Source organism: Kastovskya adunca, from assembly GCF_059505785.1.
The window spans coordinates 212,529-228,608 of sequence record NZ_JCACLG010000021.1 but is presented as its reverse complement, the minus strand read 5'-3'; the positions used below and the strand labels follow the sequence as shown (position 1 = coordinate 228,608).

Annotated in this window: 12 protein-coding genes, 1 tRNA gene, 1 pseudogene and 1 riboswitch; of the genes and pseudogenes, 4 read left to right on the top strand and 10 right to left on the bottom strand. The window is 49.1% G+C overall.

Translation table 11 applies throughout. The annotated features are described in order from the left end of the window. Window positions 1–42: 42 nt before the first annotated feature. The 3 genes from AC5JR3_RS07765 to AC5JR3_RS07755 form a co-directional block, all read right to left on the bottom strand. Window positions 43–435, bottom strand: a complete 393-nt coding sequence (locus AC5JR3_RS07765; protein ID WP_495844623.1) for an ACP S-malonyltransferase — start codon at window positions 433–435, stop codon at window positions 43–45. After that, window positions 432–806, bottom strand: coding sequence for a DUF433 domain-containing protein (locus tag AC5JR3_RS07760; protein WP_495844621.1), 375 nt, complete (start codon window positions 804–806; stop codon window positions 432–434). Before AC5JR3_RS07760 ends, AC5JR3_RS07765 begins: the two co-directional genes overlap by 4 nt. A 116-nt stretch (window positions 807–922) precedes the next feature. Then, the gene (locus tag AC5JR3_RS07755; RefSeq protein WP_495844619.1) at window positions 923–1,465 is read right to left on the bottom strand and encodes a Uma2 family endonuclease; all 543 of its coding nucleotides are present in this window, start codon (window positions 1,463–1,465) and stop codon (window positions 923–925) included. Between the two features lie 144 nt (window positions 1,466–1,609). Here AC5JR3_RS07755 and AC5JR3_RS07750 point away from each other — a divergent pair. Further along, window positions 1,610–1,819 (top strand): annotated as a pseudogene (locus AC5JR3_RS07750) (HNH endonuclease); the annotation flags it as partial. Window positions 1,820–1,884: 65 nt separating this feature from the next. On the opposite strand, the gene AC5JR3_RS07745 reads toward AC5JR3_RS07750, so the two are convergent. Continuing rightward, a complete protein-coding gene (locus AC5JR3_RS07745) occupies window positions 1,885–3,114 on the bottom strand; it encodes a DUF4336 domain-containing protein (protein WP_495844617.1) in 1,230 nt (409 codons plus the stop codon). 90 nt (window positions 3,115–3,204) lie between these two features. Next, window positions 3,205–4,149, bottom strand: coding sequence for an ROK family protein (locus tag AC5JR3_RS07740; RefSeq protein WP_495844614.1), 945 nt, complete (start codon window positions 4,147–4,149; stop codon window positions 3,205–3,207). A gap of 170 nt (window positions 4,150–4,319) precedes the next feature. Here AC5JR3_RS07740 and AC5JR3_RS07735 point away from each other — a divergent pair, with 170 nt between their 5' ends. Further along, window positions 4,320–6,179 carry an RNA/DNA-binding domain-containing protein gene (locus AC5JR3_RS07735; protein ID WP_495844612.1) on the top strand — a complete coding sequence of 620 codons (1,860 nt, stop codon included), beginning with the start codon at window positions 4,320–4,322 and terminating at the stop codon, window positions 6,177–6,179. 159 nt (window positions 6,180–6,338) lie between these two features. Here AC5JR3_RS07735 and AC5JR3_RS07730 read toward each other — a convergent pair. After that, a tRNA-Ala gene (locus AC5JR3_RS07730) sits at window positions 6,339–6,411 on the bottom strand. Between the two features lie 146 nt (window positions 6,412–6,557). Here AC5JR3_RS07730 and trhO point away from each other — a divergent pair. Next, window positions 6,558–7,532 (top strand): oxygen-dependent tRNA uridine(34) hydroxylase TrhO, encoded by a 975-nt coding sequence (gene trhO / locus AC5JR3_RS07725; protein WP_495844610.1) that lies wholly within the window; start codon window positions 6,558–6,560, stop codon window positions 7,530–7,532. A gap of 49 nt (window positions 7,533–7,581) precedes the next feature. On the opposite strand, the gene AC5JR3_RS07720 is transcribed toward trhO, so the two are convergent. The 4 genes from AC5JR3_RS07720 to AC5JR3_RS07705 form a co-directional block, all read right to left on the bottom strand. Further along, window positions 7,582–9,255 carry a cation:proton antiporter gene (locus AC5JR3_RS07720; RefSeq protein ID WP_495844608.1) on the bottom strand — a complete coding sequence of 558 codons (1,674 nt, stop codon included), beginning with the start codon at window positions 9,253–9,255 and terminating at the stop codon, window positions 7,582–7,584. A 100-nt stretch (window positions 9,256–9,355) separates the two neighbouring features. Next, a riboswitch (Fluoride riboswitch) is annotated at window positions 9,356–9,438 on the bottom strand. 217 nt (window positions 9,439–9,655) lie between these two features. After that, complete coding sequence (locus tag AC5JR3_RS07715; RefSeq protein ID WP_495844606.1) at window positions 9,656–11,089, bottom strand: cytochrome c biogenesis protein; 1,434 nt, start codon at window positions 11,087–11,089, stop codon at window positions 9,656–9,658. A gap of 78 nt (window positions 11,090–11,167) precedes the next feature. After that, window positions 11,168–11,908: a cytochrome c biogenesis protein CcdA gene (locus AC5JR3_RS07710; RefSeq protein ID WP_495844604.1), complete on the bottom strand. Its 741-nt coding sequence runs from the start codon at window positions 11,906–11,908 to the stop codon at window positions 11,168–11,170. Window positions 11,909–12,295: 387 nt separating this feature from the next. After that, window positions 12,296–13,441 (bottom strand): DUF7453 family protein, encoded by a 1,146-nt coding sequence (locus AC5JR3_RS07705; RefSeq protein ID WP_495844602.1) that lies wholly within the window; start codon window positions 13,439–13,441, stop codon window positions 12,296–12,298. 414 nt (window positions 13,442–13,855) lie between these two features. On the opposite strand from AC5JR3_RS07705, the gene ppk1 reads away from it, so the two are divergent. Further along, window positions 13,856–15,976, top strand: coding sequence for a polyphosphate kinase 1 (gene ppk1 / locus AC5JR3_RS07700; protein WP_495844761.1), 2,121 nt, complete (start codon window positions 13,856–13,858; stop codon window positions 15,974–15,976). Window positions 15,977–16,080: the final 104 nt, after the last annotated feature.

The following is a 16,080-nucleotide window of genomic DNA, read 5'->3' as shown; positions in this document are numbered from 1 at the left end:
TACGAGCGCGATCGCTACAATCACCCGCTAGAACCAATTACCTCACGGAATGAAAAGACGACTAACTCCGAGATAGTTTTCAATAGACAACACAATGTCAGCTAGACGGGCACTACACTGCTCCCGATACTCTCGCTCAACCAGTCTATCCAGATTTCCAATCGTAATCACGGGCACAGATGTAGAGGTGCCTTCTTCGCGGATTGTTTGTTCTAGTGAATCCTCACCTTTTGCGTTTCGGTTTGCGGTCAAAAGAAGCATCTGATTGGATTGCGCGAACCGCCAAATTATTCGATCATTGCTGTCAGCAGCCAGTCCCGCCTCTTTCAGCGTCACAAAACGAATTGAGAGAAGGTCAAGCCAACCGTTAGCGGCTAAAGTCCCTTGAAACAAAACGACATAACCTGTCAAATTGTAATCAACCAGAACAATCATGCAGTCAGTCCAAGCTGCGCTTTCCAGGCTTGGAGTTTAGCATAAATCTCTTCCTGTCCTGGTTTTGGAGGTATTTTGGCAATTTCAGCCAAACGTTCCTGATTTTTGTCTTCCCAGTATTCCCGTATCTCTTGGGTTGCTTGTAAGACAGTTTGATATTCTGCTTCTACATCAGTACGGTTGGAATCAATGTAGGAGAGTGCTGCATTGAGTTGTTCTTCTGTCAAAGGGAGCCAGTTCAGAATGAGCTTGGGTGTCCATCCTGCTGCAAGATGATCCATAACATCGTAGAGGGTGATGCGGGTGCCTGTGATCGTGAGTCCTCGCTCTGTACGAATAATAAATGACTGCTTATTAGTTCCTAGAGTCATGTTCATCCCTTACTAAAATCTACTTTTATGATACTTTGCAGAAAAAGCAGGGTGAGCAATGCCCACTCCACGAAACTCAGTTCTCGCTACAGCCTCAAGGAAATAAGCGATCGCACTCAAGAAAAAAGTCTCTCAACAGATACCTGAACATCGGGAAATGCTAACGGTACAATCGCACCTTCACGAAGAACTTGTTGTGTAACGTACCGACCATTCTGAGGCGATCGCAAGACAATTATTCGCTTAGCAGATAAATCCAAAATCCAATACTCTTGAATTTCAGCCGTAGCGTAGATAGAGGTTTTGAGATCTAAGTCTTTTTTCAGGCTGGTCTTAGCAACCTCTACTACCCAAAAGATATCACCAGGTTCAGGATGGCGATCGTTGTATGCAGACTCCGGCAATCTAACAATTGCAATATCCGGTTCTGGTTCAGAGTCAGGTAGTGCAATCGGACCATTGAAACGCACATCGGCTTTACCTGCTAGCAACTCCTCCAGGTATTTCGCCCCTCGCCTTGCCGTATTGTAGTCAATCGGCGTTTCGGGACTCATTTCAACAATTTCACCCGCTAGCAATTCCACACGGCGATCGCGCAAAATTCCCGCTTCGATCATGCGATGATAGTCATCCACAGACCATTTGGCTAGCGTCTTCATCGCTCCAATCACTCATTCCGTTTGTAGACTTGACTCAATTCTATATTCCTTTAGCTGGAGCGAATGCCTACGGCACGATACGCGATCGCACTATCCTCTTCAAATTCCACTCTCCCAAATCTGAAGTAGTACGAGAAGCGATCGCCTTCTACCCAGCAGACAGTTCCTTTGTTTCATCCTTATCGTCAAGTTTGGGAAGAGCATTTTACCTGGAGTTAGGAGGGTACAGAGTTAGTCGGGTTGACACCTATTGGTCGAGCAACAATTGCTGCTCTAAAGATGAATCGTCCCCAGTTGATTCGCGTGCGTCGGATGTGGGTGAAGGTAGGGGAACATCCGCCAAAATTTGAGTGAGCGAAGAAGTGCTATGTCGAAAAGGGATTGCGATCGCGCCCTTCCCATAATCACCCCCCTACACCTTATTCCTTCCCTGCCGATGTAATGCCGCGCTTGGTCAGATTCTCTTCGAGATTCCTGATAAACTCCAAGTCCTCTTCAGGTAGAGGCTGACTTCCACTCTCTTTTATGTCCCCACCTATAGAAGGCTTCTCAAGGAAGGTGAACGCCTGCCGGAACTGATGCGGACTTGCCTCAATAGGTGCGTCAAAGTGGCAGGGAATAATCCGCTGAAACTTCCATAAAGCCACCTTGTCTGCCCAGTCGAGGACTTCTCTCGGTGCTTGGTTGAAAATGAACGTCTGTAGAATTGGTGCCACAAATAGACGACCGCCGCCTCGTAGTGCCTTGAATGACTGCCTCCAGTCGCTCTTCCATCGGAACGGAAACCAACCGAAATACGCCTTTTTTGAGCGATCCGGTGCTTTGAGGGCGTCGCGAAATCCTTGCCCCAGTCCAATCGTCTCTAAGGTGCTGGGACTGAAATACAAAGCAAACAATGAAATGCGCTGCCATCCCTTGCGGCGGTTCGCCTCACTGTCTTTAACCACCTCAAGCCCATTATCCCTAGCGTGAAATAGCAAGGGGTACGGGTTAAGCTGGACAATTTCTGGGGGCAACTCCTGCACAGAAAGCACAGAGTCTGTGACTAGTAGAGTGCGCGATCGCTTGTGAAATAAAGCAACTTCTTCAAACGACCCCCGTCCCAGATCAATACTCAGTACTTCGTAGTCAAACTCATCGGCAAACGGGGCATCACCGCTAGCCTCAGGGAGTACATGAGTGCGTTTAGTGGGGAAGCCAAGCCAAGCCAGCGGCAAATTCAGCGGGAAACTCCACTGATTCGCCGTCACGAAAACCTGCGCTTGAGGAAAACATCTAGCAAACGGGCCCACAAAAACCTTATGTTCTAAGCCAGAAGCAGTGGGTAAGATGATGTACTTCACCTCACCGTATTTAGCCTCTAACTCCTTAACCAGCCGGATACACTCTCTTGTTGGTGCGACTGGGGCATAAACAAGCAGACCCCCCTTTTCCAGCTTAACCACACTCATCCGAATCGGTACAACGGTGTAGAGGATGCCCTGCATCTGGTCAAAAGTCCAGATGGTGTCCTTAACTACTTCTTTGCGGAGTGTCCGCCGCCTACCGTAGGGGTAGAGTGGCACAGCCAGCCAGAACCGCCATGACCAGTCCCCAGGATTGAGACTCTCACTACCTTGTTGCCCTTGCTCAAGCGATACGCTCAACATTTGCCTTTGATGTAGTTCTCGATAACCGACTAGTTATCTAAATTCTAGACTTCCATCACAATTGGAGGTTAGGCAACCTTCAACTCATTTTCAACGCTGATGTCCGCTTGCTCCCAACTTTTGCCAAGCCAACTTTGCCGCACCAACCATCCCCGCTTGATTGCCGAGTTCCGCCGTCAGTAGCTGTAAATCCTCGCGGGAACTAGGCAGCACCCGCCGCTCAATTTCTGCCCACGCAGCGGGAAAGAAAAATTCTGCACTGGCACTTACCCCACCGCCAATCACCACCACTTCCGGCGTGAGGACATAAATTAGGCTTGCCAACCCTGCCCCTAAGTTGCGCCCGTAGCTTTCCCAAAAGGCGATCGCTTCTGGTTTCCCCTCCCTCGCCATCGCCCCTAATTCTGCGGGTTCTTTGCCTGTGCTGCGGCGAATCGCTTGAATCGAAAGATACTGCTCTAGAGAACCTTGATTACCACTATTACAGGGTGGCCCATCTGGGTTAAGGGTAATTAACCCCAACTCCCCCGCCGCTCCTCTAGCACCCACAAAAAGCTGGTTATCTAAAATAATTGCGCCCCCAACTCCCGTACCGAGGGTAAGCAAAATCAAATTGCGAAATTTTTGACCTGCTCCTAACCAAGCTTCTCCTAAACCCGCACAATTAGCATCGTTTGCCAATATGGTTGGGCAACCCAGCCGAGCTTCCAACCAATCAGCTAAGGGCACATCCTTCCACCCTGCCAGATTAATTGCCACTCTGGTAATTCTCCCCTCAGCATCAGCCGGGCCAGGAGTCCCAATCCCAATCGCCATGGCGGGTTGTGTAGCCGTATTGAGAGACGCGATCGCCTCTACCATCACTTCTACCACCGCTTCTGGAGTCGCAGGTTGAGGCGTCGGTATCGTCAAGGACTGCAAGCAAGCACCATCCTCAGCAAACCGCCCCAGCTTAATTGCTGTTCCCCCTAAATCAACACCAATGACGGTTCGTGGGTTGTCTAATGTTGCAAGAACGTTTGGGTCAATGCCCATTGGCTACCAACTATAAGCAAGGTCGGATTTATTTTACAGGGATTGCCCTCTTCCGGTGTCAATTTCCCTAAATCCGTTGTACATTCGCAAAACTCAACCAGAGGCTAAAACTAGAATGGTAGAAGGCAATTTTTGCTGCCTGGAGTGTCTACCACCTATTTTTCACTTGAATGGATGTAGAAACGTTACTACAACATCTAGACCTCGGAGAAGACCAAGACATTGAGTTCAAGTCTGCCGATGGTGGATTACCAAAAGATTTGTGGGAAACAGTATCCGCCTTTGCCAATACAGACGGAGGCTATATTGTTCTCGGTGTAAGTGAGAGTAAGGGCAGGCTTGTAATTTCTGGGGTACGCAACCCCAATGGCGCACAGAAAAACTTCTGGGATATTCATAATAATCCACAAAAGCTCAATGCCCCAATCTGTTCCAACTCTAATGTGCAAGTTTTAAAGGTTGATGGACACAGCCTAATCACTATTTGGGTACCCAGAGCTGCACGTACCCAGCGACCTGTGTATATCAACAATAACCCCATGACTGGCACCTACAAGCGTAATTATGAGGGAGATTACCGCTGCACTCAAGAGGAAGTGTGGCAGATGCTACGGGATGCCAGTAAGGATGCTCAAGACTTTCAGATTTTAGAAGGGTTTGACCTTACTGACCTCGACCAAGAAACATTGAAATCATTTCGCCAACGGTTTAGTTCTAGGGAACCCGATCATCCTTGGCTGGCACTAGACGATCGCAATCTGCTCTGTCAGCTAGGTGGTTGGCGTCGCGATCGCACTACAGGGAAAGAAGGGCTAACACTAGCTGGTTTACTGATGTTTGGTCGTGAGCGCAGTATCCAAGATTTCCTGCCTCACTACCAGATTGATTACCAGGAGCGGCTTTCTGACGACCCAGAGACACGGTGGACTTATCGCCTGACGCTCGATGGAAGATGGGAACCAAATCTGTTTAACTTTTACTATCGGGTATATGGTCGCTTAGTAAATGACTTAGATGTCCCATTTCAACTTGACAAAGACGCTGTGCGCCGGGGTGAAACCCATGTGCATGAGGCACTGCGAGAAGCTTTAGTCAATACTCTCATCCATGCCGACCATCAATCTACACGCCCTATCGTAGTTATTAAAATCTCAGACCGTTTTTTATTCTCTAATCCCGGTCGTTTGAGAATCCTTCTTCAGCGTCTTTATGAAGGTGGTGTTAGCGATGCTCGTAACCCCAACCTACAAAAAATGTTTCAAATGCTGGGCTTAGGAGAGAAGGCAGGCTCTGGCTTCGAGAAAATTCTCCGTGCTTGGAGAGAACAGCAATGGTTGATTCCCCTTGTTTCAGAAAAACTAGACCTAGAAGTGACATCCGTTGACCTGCCAATGCTCAGTTTAATTCCTGAAGATGTTGAAAGGGAATTAAAGGAAATTGTGGGGGATGATTATTTTAACTTGACAGAGATAGACCGAATCGTCCTAGTGCTAGCCCACCGCTCTGGCGAGATTAATAACATGGGTGTTCAGCGTTACACACAAGAGCACCCCAGAGAAATTGGTGAATGTCTTAAGCGCTTAGTGAATAAGGGCTGGCTTGAACAATTTGGTCGTGGTCGTGGCACCCACTATACTCTCCCAAACCAGCGTCAATCTGATTTGCTTTCACTGTTCCCAAGCTCCGAACATTACGAGTTAAGCTCCGAACATTACGAGCCAAGCTCCGAACATTACGAGCCAAACTCCGAACACTACAAACGTTTGCAAGAGATTGCCACTCCTGTCCGTGAGAAAGGTCGCGTAAACAAGAGCTTAGTAGAGAAAGTCATTCTACAACTCTGCTCCGAACATTACCTATCACTCCGAACATTAGCTGACCTATTGGAACGCAAACCAGACAGCATCCGGAATCACTATGTAAAGTTCTTGCTCTTACAGGATTTACTGGAACTTAAATATCCTGACCAACCGAATCATCCTGATCAGGCATATAGAACCAATTCACTTCCAGATGAAAGACTTGAGTGAGTTTTGGACACTTAGCGAATACCCAAACTTAGTAAGTTTGGTGCACTTAGCGCGATCGCTTCTGCTGCCCTCTCCGCTTCAAATCCTCAGCCGATTGCGAATTACGACACCAATCCGTTAATAGCGACAATAATTTGGCGAACGTACAAATTTATTTAATGGAGATTAGCGGACTCGAACCGCTGACATCCTGCTTGCAAAGCAGGCGCTCTACCAACTGAGCTAAACCCCCGAAACCTGTCGGTTTTTGAACCCACGATCCCTATTATACCTTTTCCACTGACTTTGGCAAGAAATATCTAGAAAAAACCTGAGAATCGATAAAGTAGATCTAGTACAAACGGAAGGGAATACTGCAAAAACTGTTTGCAGGCGAGCATGAACCAGGTTGTTGCTACATTTTATAAATTTGTCAAACTGCCGGATTTTGCCGAGAAGAAAGAACTCCTGCTGTCTTACTGCCAACAGCAGGGCATCAAAGGGACAATCCTGCTGGCGGAAGAAGGCATTAATGGCACGATCGCGGGTTCTCGTTTAGCAATTGATGCCACCCTCGCCTTTCTGCGTGCTGATCCTCATTTAGCAGACTTAGAAGCGAAGGAGTCTTACACCACGGCTCCTCCCTTTGAGCGACTGAAAGTCCGGTTAAAGAAGGAAATTGTCAGTCTCGGCGTCTCAGAAGCTGACCCAACCCAACAAGTAGGAACATATGTCAGTCCGCAAGAGTGGAACGACCTGATTGACGATCCTGAGGTAGTCGTGGTTGATACCCGCAACGACTATGAGGTGAAGATTGGCACATTTAAGCGGGCAAAAAACCCGCAAACTGAATCCTTTAGAGAATTTCCTGACTACGTTCAAAATCATCTCGACCCGACGCAACATCAAAAGGTTGCCCTCTTTTGTACGGGAGGAATTCGTTGTGAAAAAGCCACCTCCTATCTACTTAGTCAGGGGTTTGAAGAGGTGTATCACCTCAAAGGCGGAATTCTCAAATACTTAGAAACAATCCCCGCCGCAGAAAGCCTCTGGGAAGGGGAATGCTTTGTCTTTGATGAGCGCGTTGCTGTTCAGCAAGGTTTGGCAGAAGGAACATACCAACAGTGTCTCAGTTGCGGACATCCGATTTCTGAGGCTGATCAGGCTTCGCCGAAGTACGAGGAGGGGATTTCTTGCCCTGATTGTTTTGACAGCCTCACGCCGGAAAAGAAAGCGCGTCAGGAAGAGAGACAGCGGCAGAGGAGGCGGGGGAGCGGGGGAGCGGGGGAGCAGGGGAGCGGGGGAGCAGGGGAGCAGGGGAGCAGGGGAGCAGGGGAGCAGGGGAGCGGGGGAGCAGGGGAGCAGGGGAGATGAGGGGGAGAAAAATTAATAACGGCTAGCTATTAGCCATACAGAGTTTGATTTATTCTCGCTTACTTACGGCGTTCTGGCTGAGATCGGGTTTTGTATTTGCTTGAGTACCTTTTCTCTCGACCATCATCACGGGAATGGCACTGCTTTCCAAAACCGCTTGCGAAACCGACCCCACCAGCACATTTTCCCGTTGATGACCACGTTTACCGATGACGACATCAGTGACTCGACGAGCCTCCGCCACACGGACAATCTCCTCTGGTACAGTGCCCGATCGCCTCATGAATTCGTAGCGAATATCAGATAGGAACAGCTGTGTCTGTTCCCGTAATTCCTTGACGGCTTGCTCGTCTCCCACATTGTCTATATGTAAAACAAGAATCTCACCATGACTGCGTCGAGCTAGGTCAGCCGCTTTGGTCAAGACATCAGCGGCTAGTGGTGAGGTATCCACCGCTGCTAAAAATACAGGACGGCCTGTAACCGCTACTTTGGTGGGGTCTACCTCTCCCTTTTCTAGCAGTTTGGGCGCAAAGACGATAGTTGCCCAGGCTCCAAGGGGAGCTGTGGTGAGAATGGAGAGTGCAGCGATCGCTAAAATAATCTCCCCTCCTGCAATCCCTGCTGCCAGAGGTAATGCACCGATCGCCGCCTGCACCGTTGCTTTCGCCATATTTCCCGGTAGCAAAAACACCTTTTCCTTCCCAGTCCAATTGCTGCCCACAGTCGAGAGATACCAGCCGATCCCCCGTCCCACCACTAACCCAATCACCAGCAGCAGCAGACCGGGTAACAGTACATCCCCTAACACCTGAAGCTGAATGCTTGCACCCAGCAAGACAAACAAGACAATCTCTGCTACCGCCCACAGGACATCAAACCCACCCCGAATCAATCGAGCCAGTGGAGGATCAAACTCAATTAAAAAAAATCCCATTGCCATCACGGCTAGATAGCCGGAGTAATAGGGAAACACACCTGTAAACACAACCAGAAATAGCGCCACACTGGCGGCAATGATCATGTCTTGAACGGCATTGCGCGTCCAGTTTTGCTTGACTAACAGCAACACCAGTAATTTCGCAGCTAGAAAGCCAGCCGCCAATCCCAAACCAATTTCCAGCACCACCTGAAAGGGTAGGAGCTGCAAGGGAGATAGGCTCAGTCCACCGGGTAATTTGACTAACTCTGCACCACCTTGCCCTAGGAAGTTGAGCAGCAGAGCAAATACTAACAGCAGCAAGACATCTGACAAAGCACTCCCTGTCAAAATTGCATCGGGAATGCCTTTTGTCACGCCCCATCCGAGACTTTTGAGCCGCAACATTGCCGGAACAATTACCGCTGGTGATTCTGCCCCAACTACACAGCCCAGTAATAGACCAGTGAGAAAGTCAAAGTTGAACATGAACATGGAGGCGATCGCTACTACCACCGCCTCTACGGACGCGGGTAAAAATCCTAACCTCAAGGCGACGGTTCCCTGCTGTGCCAGTTTCTCCCGGTCTAGTCCCAAGCCTGCTTTCATCAAAATGATCGTGACGGCGACGATTCGCAGATCATCAGCAGCGTCTAAAACTTCAGGGGCGATCGCATTGGCAACTTGAGATCCGAGGACAATGCCGATCAAAATCATCCCAATTAGCGGTGGTGCGCCCAATCGTCGGGCAAGTTGCCCCGCAAAAAAGCCGCCCACCAAAACCCATAGCGCACTGGCTAACATATTTTTTCTCTCTCCTCGGTCAACTCGTTACGCATCCTGAGCGCCAGAGGAGTAAGAGAGTGATTAGACGAAAAACCCCCTACTCTCTGGCATACAAACCAGAACAGTAGGAGCCATCAGCCTGAATAACTAGCGCATCAGCTAGTCTCGGCGGTTAGGGTGAACTCCATCACCCGCTAAAAGCGATTTTCGGTGTGCCCTTTGGGCGATCGCGCTTCTCCGGTTTTCTTGAGAAACAAACGCTTTTGAGTAGAGTATCACATCTGAAGTGTCTACAGGAGCCTGAATTGAGCCGTCTGGAGGCGAGCCAGCGATCGCTAAGACGACCGGACATTGATCAGGTAGAGCCAGATATAACGCCTGCAAGTGAAGACAATCCTCAGGACGTAGCAGCTTATCGTTACACAGGCGGGGTAGACAAAATAGATTCCGCTGCCACCTTATACTCTTCCTGCGGTTCGCTTAAGCGCTCCAAAACCTCCACGATTTCTCGCTCAAACACCACTTGGGCGCGGTTAGTCCTACCACCGACATAGAAGTGATAGCCCTCAGGGGATGCTTCGCGATCGCCTTTTTGCAATGCCCAAATCTGAGAATGGGAAACATAGCTCATAATCACGCCCACCATCAGCAAGCCAAAACCCGTATATACAAAGGGGATGCCCGGATCGGCTTTGATTTGTAAGCCAGTGCTGCCAATAATTTCCTTGACTTTTAAGGTAATTCCGTTAATTTGGGTCTCCATACCAGGGCGAACAGTAGACACTAACTGACCTGCGGTGTCATAAATCAGCAGCGTTCCTTGCAAATCTCGCGCCAGTAGAGACACACCTGCACTTAAATCAGGTTTAGTCGGAACCCAAGTTCCCCAAAGCCGACCTTTTCCGCCAGTATCTAACTGTGCCATTGGCAGGTGGAAAATCGGGCTGTTGTTAAGTTGTATCCGCACAGCCCCTACCGCCCAATCAGTCTGGTAGAAGGTAACGCCCTGATAGCGTAGGGGTTTGTTGACGTGAATGGTTTGGCGGTCAACTTCCTGCCCATTTTGATCTAGAACCGACAAATCCGAGTAAAACTGGTCGATACCTCCACTTGGAGTGTAGTCAATCCAGAAGCGATTCACCCCGATTCCCCAATCCTTAGGAATTTGCGGTAATGCCCAAGGGCCAGCATCAATGATATTTTTGACCTGAAACGCTTTACCACTCTCAACCATTTCCTGAGCCACAAAGCCTGTCATCGCGCCCCAAATTGACCCTGCCAAAATAATCAACATGCTGGCATGAACAACAATAGGGCCAATGCGCCCAACAATTCCCTTGCGGGCGTAGAGAGTATTCCCTTCCCGAAATATCTTGTAGCGCCGTTTTTCTAGTAACTGGGCTAAAGAATCCAAAGACCCTGTCTCTAGTTCAGCACTGAGGGCAAGTTTTTGAAACTGTCGGGGTTCTTTGTAAAACTGCCAGCGACGAGCCGCTTTTAGGGCGGGAAACTGTCGGGTAAACGTACAAGCCGTGAGGCTGCTACCAAACAACACCAACAGGGCGAGAAACCACCAAGTTCGATACACATGGTCTAGCCCTAGGGTTAAAAGAACTTTCCAACTCAGGAAGCCAAATAAGGCGGGGTCTTCAGGATAATTTGCCTGGTAAAACGCCAGCGACTGACCCTGTTCAATGACGGTGCCACTAATACTAAAAAGCGCGATCGCTAGCAGCAACACAATTGCCAACCGCAAATCTGCCAGCACAGGTAAAACCTGCTGCCGGAAAAACTGTTGTGGAGCTAACGCCAAGTTAAATAATTTTGTTGAAAACGAATCTTTTAACGTCATGACTAATTAAAAACAACAATAGAACCAACAGGCGCTGCCCTCTCAACAGTTGGCGCTTGCTCATTCTCCTCCATCTAGCTAAAAAATCCTGAGAGGAAGCCGAGACAGCAGGGAAAAAACGCCAAACCCGACCAAAAGTACCCCACTCGCCGGAGTAATCCAACCAGACCAGCGGCGTAATTCTAGCAACTTCTTAATCGATGCCGTAAACGTCCCGGCTAGAATCAACGGGGCAACATAACCCGCCGTATAAGCCAGCAACATCGCACCACCTAATACTAAATCCTGCGTTCTCGACACCCATGCCAGCAAGGTTATCAATACGGGCGTACTACAAGGAGATGCCACCACTCCAAACGTCAAACCGATTAAATAAGAGCGCACACCTTCTGGCAAATCTTTAGAAATCCATTCCATTCCTCCAAAGGAAGGCAAGCGTAGGGGTAATGCTTCCAGCAAATTCAACCCCATTAAAATCGCAATCAGACTCACAACAATTGGCAAACCCACCCCAACTTGCCCATAAACTCGCCCCAAAGACGCCGCGAGGATACCTAACCCTGCCAGGGTGGTAGCAAGACCGAGAGAAAACCAAGTGGATTGCACAGCGGCTTGCAACCGTCCTTTGGCTTCGTAGCCGCCGATGTAGCCAATCGTAATTGGCAGCATAGAAAGCATACAAGGCGTCAGGCTCGTAAGCAGTCCCGCCCCAAAAATTACCGCGACACTGAGCCAACTCAGATGCGTCAGTTGCGTTGAGACGAGAGAATCAGCGAATTGCTCAAGTTCGTAAAGTCGCGTAGAAAGTGTTTCGATCATGCCGCACTAAATTTGATGAAATGCTCATCCTGCTTGCATTTTAGCTTACAGAAGGTTAGGGTGCGGGGAAGCAGGGGTGCGGGGGTGCAGGGGTGCAGGGGTGCGGGGGAGATGGGCAGCAGGGGTGCAGGGGTGCAGGGGTGCGAGGGAGAGAAAAATTGATGACGATTAGCCATTACTCCAATCGCCTATTTCATCCTTCATACTTCACCCTTTATACTTTCTTCCCACTCAGGACTCAGGACTAGACCTCTTGCAAAAATGTACCAGACCCCTCCCCAACCCTCCCCTTAGTAAGGGGAGGGGGCAAGATTTCAAGTCTCCCCCCTTAGTAAGGGGGGATTAAGGGGGGTCTATTCGACTTATGCAAGAGGTCTACTCACCGACTCAAGAGCGTGCGACAAATAACCCGGCTCCGAAGCCTGTGCTGGTGTGGTTTGGGTCAGCCAAAGAGGCGGCAAAGACAATCTCCCCCTGATCGTTGAGGTCGGGTAAGCCGATAAACACGGCATTATTGTCCGGTCGTGCTAGGCGCAACTCCCCTTTGTCGGTGGGGACAATATCTCTTGCTGTCACTACTTTATGGAGAGTGATGCCATTACCTGCCCAGATAGCTCGTAAGCCTGCGGCATCAAAGCCACGGAAAATTACCAAACCTTGATTGTTCAATCGGGGTGGGAAACGCTCGATTTGTGAGAGCTGTCCGTCCCCTTCAATGGCGATTAATTCTGTTTTGTTGCCATCAAACCGCAAAACGGCACGCTGACCGGATTTTAGGGTAGCGATGAAGGCAATTTTTCCGTTGTCGTTGAAGTCGAGGCTGTTGTCAAAGCTTTGATAGGGTGAGTCTGCGTCATGATTTTGGTTCGCCACAACCAAGCGGGAATAGCCATCGGCGTCAAAGATCCGGATTTGATCGGGTCGCTCATCCCCAATTGCTCCTGGTTTCCCTAGGCGTACTTTTGCGGCAATCTGCCCTTGATTATTAAAGGAGGGGAGAAATAGAAAGGAATAAATACTGCTGGCGTCTAAGTCCCCTGTCAAGGCAAAAATTGCGGTTGTTTCTGAGGGAGTGGTGTAGGTAGCAAAGCCGTAGGAGCCGGAAAATTTAGCCCGAAAGGCAATGATCCCCTGATCGTTAAGGGTTGCTGCCGTCCAGCCGCAGCTTCCTTGGGGTTCGCTGGTCAGTTGAGTCGTGGTATTGGTAGACACCTCGTACTGCCAGATGCCGTTACGATGCGATCGCAACTGTTCCCAAACTAAACATTCCCGGTTATTCAAGGAGACTCCGCTGAAACAAGCGCCCCTGGCTCCGGTATGGACGATCCTCCCCGTACTTGCACTTCCATACCAAATGGCTTGATTCCAAGCTCCTAATATCTTGAAGGCGACATTCCCGTAGTTATTAATTGCCGGGGAAATGTTGCCGAAGGAATACCAATCCGGCAAATTGTAAGCTTCCGTGCGATCGCATCGGGCTTGTAGCTGGAATTCGTACTGAACCGGAAGGCTTGAGTAAGTCGATTTAAACATTCATCTCCCCAGAGGTGCGCGTTGCCTCCCCTATCCCTTTAAAAATACCGAGTTTACGGCGGTTTTCCACCACTGGCGTTCCTGAATAGCCGAAACTTGTCAACGTTGTCACCTAAACAGAACCAGCCTTAACGATTTCTTTGCCTCAAGCTGTTAAGGTGCCAGTGAAACAATATTGCAACTCAAAGCTATTCCATTATTAAAAAATATCGCTACTTCAGTATTCCTATCAAACGATAGGTTTTACAGGGATCGGGATCGGGTTAGGATTAAGCGGAGATTTAGCTTCCGTGCTAGTTCATCAGCCATTAGTGAAGTGCTACGAGCGATCGCGTGGCACGGCACAAAACTCGTCAACAATTTGTTGTAGTTGCCATCAATCGAGCGGTAACAAGACAGTGCCAACTCAAAATCATGCCGAAATCGAAAACGACTGTCACAGAAATTAGCCTTAGAGACCCGCAATACTACTTTAATCGGGAACTTAGCTGGCTAGAGTTTAACAACCGAGTCTTACAAGAAGCGATCGACCCTCGGACGCCGCTGTTGGAACGTCTCAAGTTTATGAGCATTTTTAGCTCAAATTTAGATGAATTTTTTATGGTGCGTGTTGCAGGTTTGAAGCAACAGGTAGCTGCGAAGGTCAGCAAGCTGACACCGGATGGTCGTACCCCCAGTGAACAACTAAAGGCAATTTGTAAGTTGTTGCGTCCGATGGTAACGCAACAGCATCAGCATTTTGAGAAAGTCCTGCGACCCCAACTAATACGAGAAGGCATTCATCTTCTCGACTACATGGACTTGAACCAGGAACAGCGCACTTATTTGCAAAATACCTTTGAGGAGCAAATTTTTCCGGTTCTGACCCCCCTAGCGGTTGACCCGTCCCACCCCTTCCCCTACATTTCCAACCTCAGCTTAAATTTAGCCGTGGTGATCAAAGACCCAGAAACAGGAGAAGAGTTATTTGCACGGGTGAAAGTGCCGAAAGTATTGCCCCGATTTATCCCCTTACCCGAGGAGTTGCGGCAACGGCAAAAGGGTCGTCCTGCCCTCTGGACAGGTGTGCCTTTAGAACAGGTGATTGCTCATAACCTGGAGGCGTTGTTTCCAGGGATGAACATCCAAGAGTATCACCCGTTTCGTATTACCCGCAACGCTGATTTGGCAGTCGAAGAAGATGAAGCCGATGATCTGCTGTTGGCAATTGAGCAGGAGTTGCGAAAACGCCGCCTCGGAGGTTCGACTGTCCGTCTAGAAATTCACACCTCAACACCAGAGCCAGTACGGGTCACTCTGATGCGGGAGCTGGGACTAGCCCAAAAGGATATTTATGAGGTAGAAAGCCTGCTAGGGTTATCCGATTTGATGTGCTTTATGGAGTTATCGATTGCGGAACTCCAAGACCCGCCGTGGACTCCTGTGTTGCCACCGCGACTACGACATGCAGAAGCGGATGAAGAGAAAGACTTTTTTTCGGTGATTCGCAACTCGGATGTGATGCTGCACCACCCCTATCATTCCTTTTCAGGAACAGTGCAGCGCTTTATCACCACGGCGGCTCATGACCCGAATGTCTTGGCAATTAAGATGACATTGTACCGGACGTCAGGGGATTCCCCTATTCTCAGTGCCTTGATTGCAGCGGCGGAGAATGGCAAACAAGTTGCCGTACTGATGGAGTTGAAAGCGCGATTTGATGAAGAAAACAATATTACCTGGGCGCGGAAGCTAGAACGTACTGGGGTGCATGTTGTCTACGGAGTGACGGGGTTAAAGACACACACGAAGGTGGTGCTGGTGGTGCGTCGCGAAAACAATGAGATTCGGCGCTACGTCCATATCGGCACGGGAAATTATAATCCCAAGACAGCGCGGATTTACACCGATATAGGGCTTTTGAGCTGTCGTGAAGACTTAGGAGCAGATTTAACAGATTTATTTAATTTCTTAACGGGTTACTCCCGGCAACGGTCTTACCGTAAGCTGATGGTGGCACCTGTCAACTTGCGCGATCGCATGATGTTCTTGATCAATCGGGAAATTGAAAACTGCCGCTCCGGCGCAAGCGGTCGTATCGTTGCCAAAATGAATGCCTTAGTAGACCCGCAGCTTATTGCCACCCTCTACGAAGCATCTCAAGCAGGTGTCCAAATCGATTTGATTGTGCGCGGCATTTGCTGTCTGCGTCCCGGTGTTGAAGGAGTCAGCGACAACATTCGTGTCTTGAGCATTATTGGTCGATTCCTAGAACATTCACGTATTTTTTACTTTCACAACCGAGGTCAAGAGGAGGTTTATATCGGAAGTGCAGACTGGATGCCCCGGAATCTCGACCGCAGGGTAGAAGCAATTACCCCCGTAGAAGACCCAGAAATTGCTAAAGATTTGCAAGAAATTATGGGGATTATGCTAGCAGACAACCGTCAAGCTTGGGATTTGCAACCTGATGGACGCTACATTCAACGGCATCCGGCTGACGGAACCAATGCACAAAGCGCTCAACAAATTTTGATGGATACGGCATTGCAATAACGCCAAAAAAAAGTGGTGGTGGTTTACTTCCTCCTGAAGCGATCGCCAACCACTACTCCCAACTCAAACACTGAATTTGAAACTCGACAACTAGTAGAGAGGTT